Raw genomic sequence first — 9888 nt, 5'->3', positions numbered from 1 at the left:
GGGCTGGGGGAAGCGTTCCCACTGGCCGTCGCGCACGAAGCGGTCGCCGGCACACAGGTTTCGACATGCGGCGATCAGCAAGCCGATGGCCAGATCGGCCACGTCTTCGGTCAGCGCGCCAAGTGTCGCGGTGACGGGCAGGCCACGTTCCCGGCAGTACGCCAGATCGACGGCGTCGGTGCCGACGCCGTTGACGGCCACGACCCTGAGGCCGGGCAACTGTTCCAGCATGGCCCGCGAGATGCCGGTGTGCCCGCCGGTGATGACGGCGTCGATGGATGCGCCATGTTCACGCAGCCAGGCCTCTTGGTCGCCGGTCTCGAAGAATTTGTGGACGGTGTAGAGCGATGCGAGCTCTTCGTTGATCGCTGGGATCAGGATCGGATTGAGTTGCAGGACCTGGGGCTTCATGCCTGCATGCTAGTTAGCGATTGATCATGGCGTCAATATTGATGTATAAAATCAACATAAATACTTTGTTCCCCGACCATGGCTTCCTGGATTTCGATGAGCGAGGCATGCGACCTTCTCGGCGTGCAACCGCAAACGGTTTACGCCTACGTGAGCCGCGGCAAGCTCGAAGTCATGCCGGATCCGGCTGACACGCGCCGCAGCCTCTACCGCGCCGAAGACGTCGCCGGCCTGGCGAAGCGCAAGCAGGCAGGCCGCAAGCACGAGACGCTGGCCGCCAATACGCTGTTCGGCTCGGAGCCCAGCATTCCGACCGCCCTCTGCGCGTTCTTTCGCGGACGTCCGCACTATCGGGGCCAGGATGCCGTGCGCCTCGCCGCATCGGCCACTCTGGAAGATGTGGCTCGGCTGTTGTGGGACGCCGAGCAAGCCGTCGACTTCTCGTGCGCGACGCCGATGCGCGCGGGCCAACCTGGACGCGTTGCGGCCTTCACTGCCCTGGCCCGCTTGGCCGCGTCAGGACATTCCACGCGTGGACGTCTGACCCGGGTGCTGCACAGCGAGGGGCAGAGCCTGGTAGGTCAGCTGGCCAATGCGTTCGGCGCCCAGCCAGGGAAGCAAGGGCTGCATCTGCGCCTTGCGCAAGGGTGGCAGCAATCGACCCAGGTGGCGGAGTTGCTGCGGACGGCCATGGTCTTGCTGGTCGACCACGAACTGACCAGTTCAGCGTTCGTGGCACGCATTGCGGCTTCGACAGGCGCCTCGTTGCCTGCCTGCCTGCTGGCCGGATTGACCACGCTTTCGGGCCCCTTGCATGGCGATGCGTCGGGCCGCGTTCAGGCGCTGTTCAGCGAAGTGGAGCGGCTGGGCGAGGAGCAGGTGGTGGCCCACTATCTGTCGACCGGCTTGCCATTGGCAGGATTCGGTCACCACCTCTATCCCGACGGCGATCCGCGCGCGGCCGCCTTGCTGGCCTTGTTCGAGCCTCCGGAGGTCATCGCGCGCTTCATCCAGAAGGTGACGAAGCTGACCGGATTGCAGCCCAACATCGACGTCGCCCTGGCCGCGCTGGTGGCGCACCACCGACTGCCCGCCGATGCGGCCTTCGGCCTGTTCGCAACGGCGCGCAGCGTCGGGCTGTTGGCGCACAGCCTGGAGCAACTCGGCGTGGCGCAAGTGATCCGCCCGCGCGGGCGCTATGTGGGGCGGATGCCGGACATGGCTCAGGGCATGCGGGCCTGAGCGAAGTGGGCGGCAAGCCTTATTCGCATCGCCCTATTCAGCTCCTGGCGGTTACGAAATGAGCCTCTCCACCCCTCAGACATTGGGAGGCGGCGCACCGCGCCAATGGCACGTTGCGGCCGGTGTTCGAGTTGGCGCTGCGCTGGCTCGAGGATCACGAACCCGCGCACAGCGACCCGGCGGTTCTCGTCCACGGCGATTTCCGCAATGGCAACCTCATCGTCGGGGCGGACGGCGTGCGGGCGGTGCTCGACTGGGAGCTCGCCCATCTCGGAGATCCCATGGAGGATCTGGGGTGGTTCTGCGTCAATTCCTGGCGCTTCGGCAACGTGGACCTGGAGGCCGGAGGCCTGGGCACGCGCGCGCAACTTCTCGCCGGCTACGAGGCGGAATCAGGGCGGCGCGTGGATGAGGGGCGCGTTCACTACTGGCAGATCCTGGGCACCTTGAAGTGGGGCGTCACCTGTGACGCGATGGGGCTTGCCTGGCGCAACGGAAGCGACCGCGGCATCGAGCGACTCGCTGTTGCGAGACGCGCCTCGGAGGTCGAGGTCGACCTGCTGGCCGCGATGAACGAGGACCGGCCGGTGCCTGTGTGCGAGCGGGCGAACGATGAAGGCCGCACCTTCGAACAGGGCAACGCCGAGCCGTTGCCGGCTTCGGCCGAAGAACTCGCCATCGCCATCGCCGAGCTCCCAGTTGCCGCCATCACGACGCTCGGGGTGAGACCGCACCGCGATGTCCGCATCGGTACCAGCCTGCAGTCCACGCTGTCCCGCGAACGGGAGATCGGCGCGCGCCTGGCAAGCGAAGAGGCCGGTCGCATCTGCCGGATGCTCGGCATGCAAGAAGATCTCGAGCGGCTTCGCGCAGCGCTTTGCACGGCCATCCGGAATCGCAGTCTGGTGCCTGATGCCACAACGTTACAGTAAGTGCCCATTTGTGGGCGACCGCCCTGGACCAATTGGCGATCGATCAGCCGCGCTATCGGTGGAACCGTACCGGCTCAGAAAGCATTGTTGCTTGACTCTACCTCCACTTCAAGCTGAGGAGTCGGCCTGAGCACTGCGGTTCAGCTCCGCCAATTCTTCGTCACGGAAGACGTCCACGTCTTCAAGGCGCGAGGGGATGAAGCTGATCGTCATTTCGGTTCATATCGGACTGAGCACACACCGCATAGCGAGAGCGAGGTCATCTTGATGACTTCCTGGGACGGGTCGGTCGGGCGTTCTCGCCGCCTTCGCCGTGGGCCTCGAATCGACGCAGCACAGCCACCGTTGCCGCCTGGCTCTCTCGCAGATGTGCAATCTCGCGCTCGGACTGCCCTTGCTGGCGCTGCAGCTGTAAGGCGAGGTCGCTCGCGCGGTGTTCTGCGCCGGCGGCGCGCTCGCGTAGGGTAGCAAGCTCGACCTGGATCTCCTGCTCCTCGCGAGACCAGGCGGCAGCCGCATCGCGGTGCGCGACCTCCTCATCCTGGAGCGCCTGCTGTGCCGCCGCCTGCGCGGTGCGTGCTGCGTCCAGGTCCGTTGCGCGGGCCTTCTGCTCCTTCGCAAGATCTGCGGCGGCTTGGCGCGCGGCCACCCGCTCGCGATCGACGTCGGCAAGGAGGCGGCGCTCGTGCGTCACATGGCGCTGCTCGGCCTCCTTGGCGTCACGCTGCGCCGCGCCCAGTTCCATCGTCGCCTTCTCGCGCAGGGCTTCCTTGCTGGCCACGGCCTCGTCCAGGGCCTTGCGCAGGCGTCGCACCTCGGCTTGCGAGTCGCTGAGCAGACGAGCGGACTCCTGCTGCTGCGTATGCATCTGGGTTTCGATCGTCGCGACTGCTTGGCGCGAGGAGGCCAGCGCCTCATCGAGCGCGATGCGGGCCTGTTCGAAGGAGGACTCGCGCTGGGTCAGGTCCGATTCCTTCTGGGCGAGTGCTTCGCGCTGCAGTTCGAGCTCGCGCCGGGCCGCTTCGGACTTCTGAACTTGCATCTGGTCGGCCTCGCGGCGCGCGGCGTCCCAGAAGAGCCTTGCGGCCTGAACGATGGCCAGGGGGAGCTGGTGCGCCTCGCCGTCGGCCAGGTTGGCGCCATGGCCATCCAGGCGCTTGCCGAGCGTGGCAAACCAGCGCTCCAGCATGGGGCTTACGGTGTTGGGCGAGCCGCTGCCAATCTTCTGGCGCACGCGCTCGATCGTCGGGCGCAGGCCTTCCTGCACGAGCGCGTCGGCGGCTTCCCAGACCTGGGCTTCCTGGATCCCACGGCCGGTGCGGATCGGGTGGATGTTGTCGCTCGAACTTTTTGGATTCATGTGCCGCTTTCCTGCGGTTCCTTTACTTTCGATAATAATAGATTATCGGAAGTGATGTATAACTTAAGTAAGACATCATACATAGCATGTATGTTTATGAACAGAAACACGATCCCGGCGGACAGGCGTCCGTGGTCGTCCGCCGTTCAAAAGCTCCTGGAGGTCGCCCATGAATCCCGCTGACAAAGTGCCGCTTTCGAAGTCCTCCAAGGCCTTGATGCCGCTGAAGCGCGACCACGCGCTGCTCGATCCGGGTCAGCTGTCGGAGATGGCCGCGGAAGCCGCGCACGACCTGATGGCCGAGGGCGAGTCGGACAACACGCGTCTCGCCTATCGCGCCGCCATGCGCTACTGGGCGGCCTGGTTCGGCGCGCGCTACGGCCGCCAGATGGCGCTGCCGGTTCCCGCGCCCGTGGTGGTCCAGTTCATCGTCGACCACGCCGAGCGCTCGACCAAGGCGGGCCCAAAAGCGGTCCTCGTTCACCAGCTGCCGCCCGAGATCGACGAGGCCCTGGTCGAGGCCGGCTTCAAGGGCAAGCTCGGCGCGCCGGCCCTGAACACCTTGATGCACCGGATCTCCGTGCTCTCGATGGCCCACCACCTGGCCAAGCAGCCCAATCCGTGCGTGGATGCCGCGGTCAAGGCGCTGCTGAGCAAGACAAGAAAGGCCTATGCGAAGCGCAATGCCCTGCCCCACAAGCAGCGCGCGCTGACCAGGGAGCCGCTGGAAGCGGTTCTGGAAACCTGCGACGAGTCGCTCAAGGGAAGGCGCGACCGCGCCCTGCTCCTCTTCGCCTGGGCCTCGGGCGGGCGCCGGCGCTCGGAGGTGTCAGGGGCGGTCTTCGAAAACCTGCGGCGGGTCGATGGGGGGAACTTTCTTTACACGCTGGCGAGCTCCAAGACCAACCATAACGGGAAGGCGCGGCCCGAAGACGTGAAACCCGTGGTCGGGTCGGCAGCCGAGGCGCTCGACGCCTGGCTGAAGGCGAGCGGCATCACTTCGGGGCCGCTCTTCCGGCGGATCCTCAAGAACGGGAAGCTCGGCTCCGACGGGCTTTCGGGGACGGCGGTTCGGGACATCGTGAAGGCGCGGTGCGCGCTGGCCGGGGTGGGGGATGATTTTTCGGCGCACTCGCTACGGTCGGGGTTCGTCACGGAGGCCGGGAGACAGAACATGCCGCTGCAGGAGACGATGGCCATGACGGGGCATCGGAGCACGGATACCGTGGCGGGATACTTCCGCACCGGAGCCGCCCAGGTGAGCGCGGTGGCAAGGATGATGGACTCGGGCAAGCAGAAGTCCGACAAAGCTTGAGTGGCGCTATGTGCCCGGAGATGTCCGGTGTTCAACGCCGAAGCTGGCGGAGCCAGGCGTCGACAGAGCCGTTAGGCCGATAATCGAATCAGTCCATTTGTGCGCGCCATCGGGCCTCGCGGGGTCTGGGCCGGGAAGCAAGAGCCGTTCGGCGCGAACGCCAACCGATGGTGACAAACATGAGCATTCCAGTCGAATTGCAAAACCTGGCGGAGGTCATGACGCGGTACCGCTTTGCCTACCTGCTGACGGCCAGCGCGCATGGCGCCCCGCATGCGGTCGCAGTGGTGCCGATGCTCGAAGGTAGCGTATTGGTGATTGAAGGCATCGGCCGCCGCACGCGCAACAACCTGATCCAGCAGCCCGCCGTCGGGCTCATCTGGCCGCCGCGGGAAGAGTCCGATTACTCCCTGATCGTCGACGGGCAAGCAGCCCCGGATGGCGAAATGCTGCGGATCACGCCGAGCCGAGCGGTGCTGCATCGACCCGCGCGCCGACCCGACCCGATCGAACAGGGGGCCTGCGGATCGGATTGCGTAGAACTGAAGGTGCCAACCGTCGCTACAGACATCGGCCTCCACCAGGGCGTTTTGGGCCCGTGGACTAAACCGGCCGTTCCCTTTGCGCCGAAGCGGCCCTTCAATCGCCGATAAGGGCTTTTTGCAGGCCGGTCTCAGAATTCGCAATGTGCTGCTTCGGCTGCAATCCCGCGCAGCGGATGCCAGACCTTCAGCGAATTACCTCATCCGCGCTCAGCAGCAGCGACTTAGGAATCGTCAAGCCGAGGGCATCGGCTGTCTTCATATTTACTACCAATTCGAACCGATCTGGTCCCTCTATAGACAGGTTGCCTGGCTTTTCACCTTTAATAATTTTGTCAGCGAGAAGAATAGCTCTCGGGAAGTAGTCTTCCTGATTAGGCCCGTAGGTCATGAGCACACCGACCTGAGCGTAGATCTTCAAATTCGAAATGGTGGGCAATCTATATTTCTGCGCCGCCGCCGCAAAATTCGCCGCGAGCAAGCTGAAACCCGCTGAAGTTAGATGAACGATACCGGTTGTTTGACCGGTCCCGAGGCCTTTCAGCGATTCTTCGAAGTTCGTTTTCCGGCCGAATTCAACCACCGTTGTGACAAGGCCTTTCGCATGAGCCACGGCCTGGCAGAAGTCCAATTGGCCGCGCCCTGTGGTCCGGTCCCATACCACTGCAATGCGGCCGATTCGAGGTGCAGCCTCTCGCAGCAAGTCGATCCACTTGCCCGCCAGCGACGACTGGTCCAAGAACAGACCTGTGACATTGCCACCTGGTCTATTCAAGCTGGCAGCATACCCAGAGTAAACTGGATCGATCTCGAGGTCGACGCCGAGATAGGTACCGTCTTCGACGCATGGAGAGCCGCTTCTATTGCCTCCGGGCCGACTACGATTAGCACGCCCACGTTAAGCGAGATGAGTTCCTCCACAAGTTGAGGCAATCGCCCCGCGTCGCCCTGGGCAGAGCGCAACAGCACAGTCTCGCCGTCGACATACCCAAGCCGCTGCCAAGTTGACCTGAATATCTTCAAGCTCTGGTGATCGGGAGCGATCGTTCGCGGATGAACGTACCCGATGATGCCCTGCCGTGGCCCTTGGGCGTTCGCGATGGATCCCCAATCGAGCAGGCCAACAATCCCCCAGACTACGCGTCTACGCCTCATCGCACATTGCTCCATTTGGCCGGCACGAAGGATCGCGTTCCGTGGCGGGCGCGGGTAACGCACAAGTGATGATGCACTCTTACCGGCGGTTTAGAAAGCGATAGACGCCCAGACATGTCTAGGCCAACCCGATGCGTGGCCGATCGTTTGCCGATCAATTGCCCAAAGGGGTCGATTGGGTCGGCAGCCCCATCTTGGTCCGATGCAGCATCTTTGCCCCAAAGAGGGTGACCGACAGCAAGCTCCCCGCTCAAGTTGGCGCTGTAGCCCATGCAGGTCGAGCGGATGGTCCAGAGGCCGCCAGGGCAGCCGCTACTTGATGCCTTAAACGGTGGACTTCATGAATTGAGAGGGCTACGGGGAAGTCCGGTTCGGGCCCGCCAGCAGGCTTAGCCGCCGGGCTGGCGGTACCGGCCCTGCCGTCCCGCGCTTTCCCTGCCCGAATTTCCGCGCCGATGCGAAAGAGGCGCAGCAACTCGCAACTGTCGGCCGTTGCTCGCGCTATCGCGAGCAAAAGATGAAAAGACAACGTCGGCGTAAGAGTGAGTAACCGCTTACATTTATTTTCTTCAGAAATACTCAGTAACGTCTCTTGAAGTCTATTTAGTCAACCCTAGTTAAGCATCCGACTCGGGGGAGGTTCACCTGGGCATTTTCCTGGCCGCGTCGCACTCGGAGTGCTCGGCCTGTCGCGCTACTACAGTGGCGCCAGATTCTCAAAGGAGCATCGGAGTGGCGGACGAAATTGAGATTGACTTTTTGCCTGTCGGCGAAGGCGAACATAGCGGCGACGCAATCGCTGCCCGATGGCGTGATAACGGCCAATACAAGGTAATGATTTACGACGGGGGGACTAAAGACTGTGGCGTGGCTCTTGTCAACCACGTCAAGACTCATTTCAATACCGAGTTCGTCGACTACGTGGTCAACTCCCACCCGGACAATGACCATGCAGGGGGCCTGCAGTATGTCCTTGAGAACCTGAAGGTCGGCGAGCTTTGGATGCACCGGCCCTGGGAGTACAGCACACAGATTCGCCACTATTTTCACGATGGCCGTATTACCGACGAAAGCCTTGCCGAGCGCCTCAAACAGAAGATGGCGGCCGCCTACGCTCTGGAGGAGGCCGCCCAACGACAGGGAACCCCAGTACGCGAGCCGTTCGCTGGTAGCCGAATTGGGGTATTCACTGTGCTTTCGCCCACCAAGGACCGGTACATCCACGAACTCATCCCCCAGTTCGAAAAGTCGCCCGAACTTAAGAAGGTGGAGAGCGCGATGGAGGCCATGTTCGACATGGTGAAGAAGGCTGCGAGCTACGTTGCCGACATCTGGCACAAGGAATACCTGCCGGATTCTGTCACGACGTCTGCCGAGAACGAGAGCAGCGCAGTTCTGTTTGCACCGATTGGAACCAGGGGGTATCTCTTGACGGGTGATGCCGGTATCCAGACGCTGCGCGCCGCCGCTGACTATGCAAAGTGCATCGGTATCGATTTACCTCAGCGAGTCACCTTCGTGCAAATCCCGCATCACGGCGGACGCCACAATGTTTCCACGGAGACATTGAACATGCTGGTAGGTGAGCCCTTGACAGACGAGAGCGCAGAGCCTGCTCGAACTGCATATGTGTCAGCCTCAAAGAAGGCGCCTAGTCACCCGAAGAGGGTGGTGACCAACGCCTTCGTTCGCCGTGGTTTTCGGGTCGGACAGACGAAGGGCATTACGATTCGCCACTATTCCCCCGGAATGCCAAAGCGAGAAGGCTGGGGACCAATTACGTATCTTCCCTTCTTCAAGGAGGTGGAGCAGTGACCGAGAGTACCGGCATTGCATCGACTCTGGCGAAGACAATTGGTCAGTTTTCGGACTCGTACGAGCGTCAGGCGCGCCTCTACCCGGCGCTTTTGGCGCTCGTTCCCTTGGTAGTGTTAGTTCTCTCGTTGTATCGAGAAAAGCTCGGATTGCTCAGTTCTGTGATTTCCGCGTTGGTTACGTGTGGAGTACTGTTTCTGCTTTCCGATATCGCTAGGCGTCGCGGGAAGGCAAAGGAACAGGCACTGTGGAAGAAATGGGGTGGGGTGCCGAGTACCCAAGTGCTACGGCACTCTGATGGGACATTCGACCCGGTCTCTACCAACCGCTACCACGTCATGCTCGCGAAGAAGATGAACCTGAGTTTTCCCTCGGCCAGCGAGGAGGCTGTAGACCCACAGGCGGCAGACGCTATCTACACCTCTGCCGGGAATATGCTGCGAGACGCGACGCGCGATACCAAGAAGTTCGCGCTATTGTTTAAGGACAATATTTCATACGGCTTCCGCCGAAACGGCTTCGGACTGAAGCCCATTGGCATTGTCATCTGCTTCGGAAGCATCTTTTGGGTGGGACTTCGCCACGGTGTAAGTGTGTGGGCGACTCGCGTCCAAAGCGCGACGGATGCTGAATCGTTCCTCAGCGGCGGCGAGCTTACTACGATTGCCACTGCTCTCGCGATGCTATTGACATGGAGCTGCTACTTCACTGAACAGACTGTCCGCGAGGCCGCATTCTCTTACGCTCAGAAGCTTATCCTAGCGTGCGAGTCGTTGGCTAAGGCAACGCGTAATGTCAAGGAGAAGACTCAATAAGAACCGGCTCCGGTCGTCTGAACACGCATCGACCTGAGTTAAGTGGATTGGCTGCGGTTTGATTCTTTCAATCTTCAAGGCCCCTGCCAGGCCGCCGGAGGCGCCCCGGTTGAGCCATGTACTCATGGTTCAACCCATCAGGCAGCCTCCTTCATCGCCGGCAGCGTGGCGAAGTAGACCATGTCCGGCGTGCGCCCGTCGTGCGACTGATGGGGCCGGCGCGCGTTGTAGAAATCGAAGTACGCGGGCCCGTCGTGCGACTGATGGGGCCGGCGCGCGTTGTAGAAATCGAAGTACGCGG

Annotated in this window: 8 protein-coding genes and 1 pseudogene; 6 read left to right on the top strand and 3 right to left on the bottom strand. The window is 62.3% G+C overall.

Features of this window, described 5'->3' with window-relative positions; translation table 11 throughout:
• Window positions 1-411, bottom strand: a 411-nt coding sequence (locus AC1DYD_RS40415) for a Rossmann-fold NAD(P)-binding domain-containing protein (protein ID WP_478178336.1), incomplete at its 3' end; no start/stop codon positions are given.
• 78 nt (window positions 412-489) lie between these two features.
• On the opposite strand from AC1DYD_RS40415, the gene AC1DYD_RS40410 reads away from it, so the two are divergent.
• Window positions 490-1653, top strand: a complete 1164-nt coding sequence (locus AC1DYD_RS40410) for a citrate synthase (protein ID WP_478178335.1) — start codon at window positions 490-492, stop codon at window positions 1651-1653.
• 89 nt (window positions 1654-1742) lie between these two features.
• Window positions 1743-2585 (top strand): annotated as a pseudogene (locus AC1DYD_RS40405) (phosphotransferase); the annotation flags it as partial.
• A gap of 259 nt (window positions 2586-2844) precedes the next feature.
• On the opposite strand, the gene AC1DYD_RS40400 reads toward AC1DYD_RS40405, so the two are convergent.
• Entirely contained in the window at window positions 2845-3945 is a 1101-nt protein-coding gene (locus tag AC1DYD_RS40400; RefSeq protein ID WP_478178334.1) for a DNA-binding protein, read from the bottom strand.
• A 217-nt stretch (window positions 3946-4162) separates the two neighbouring features.
• Here AC1DYD_RS40400 and AC1DYD_RS40395 point away from each other — a divergent pair, with 217 nt between their 5' ends.
• Together AC1DYD_RS40395 and AC1DYD_RS40390 are read left to right on the top strand one after the other, a co-directional pair.
• On the top strand, window positions 4163-5260 hold the full coding sequence (locus AC1DYD_RS40395) for a site-specific integrase (protein ID WP_478178338.1): 1098 nt from the start codon (window positions 4163-4165) through the stop codon (window positions 5258-5260).
• Between the two features lie 179 nt (window positions 5261-5439).
• Window positions 5440-5913 (top strand): hypothetical protein, encoded by a 474-nt coding sequence (locus AC1DYD_RS40390; RefSeq protein WP_478178333.1) that lies wholly within the window; start codon window positions 5440-5442, stop codon window positions 5911-5913.
• A gap of 76 nt (window positions 5914-5989) precedes the next feature.
• Here the strand turns inward: AC1DYD_RS40390 and AC1DYD_RS40385 are convergent, their stop codons facing one another.
• Window positions 5990-6610 (bottom strand): ABC transporter substrate binding protein, encoded by a 621-nt coding sequence (locus tag AC1DYD_RS40385; RefSeq protein WP_478178337.1) that lies wholly within the window; start codon window positions 6608-6610, stop codon window positions 5990-5992.
• 1079 nt (window positions 6611-7689) lie between these two features.
• Between AC1DYD_RS40385 and AC1DYD_RS40380 the strand changes: the two genes are divergently transcribed.
• Complete coding sequence (locus AC1DYD_RS40380) at window positions 7690-8772, top strand: ComEC/Rec2 family competence protein (protein ID WP_478178332.1); 1083 nt, start codon at window positions 7690-7692, stop codon at window positions 8770-8772.
• The gene (locus tag AC1DYD_RS40375) at window positions 8769-9587 is read left to right on the top strand and encodes a hypothetical protein (protein ID WP_478178331.1); all 819 of its coding nucleotides are present in this window, start codon (window positions 8769-8771) and stop codon (window positions 9585-9587) included. The genes AC1DYD_RS40380 and AC1DYD_RS40375 overlap by 4 nt, the downstream gene beginning before the upstream one ends.
• Window positions 9588-9888: the final 301 nt, after the last annotated feature.

The sequence above is a fragment of the Variovorax sp. P4_B11 genome (assembly GCF_056402355.1).
Note: the sequence above shows the minus strand (reverse complement) of the source record. Positions and strands in the feature narration are given on the sequence as shown.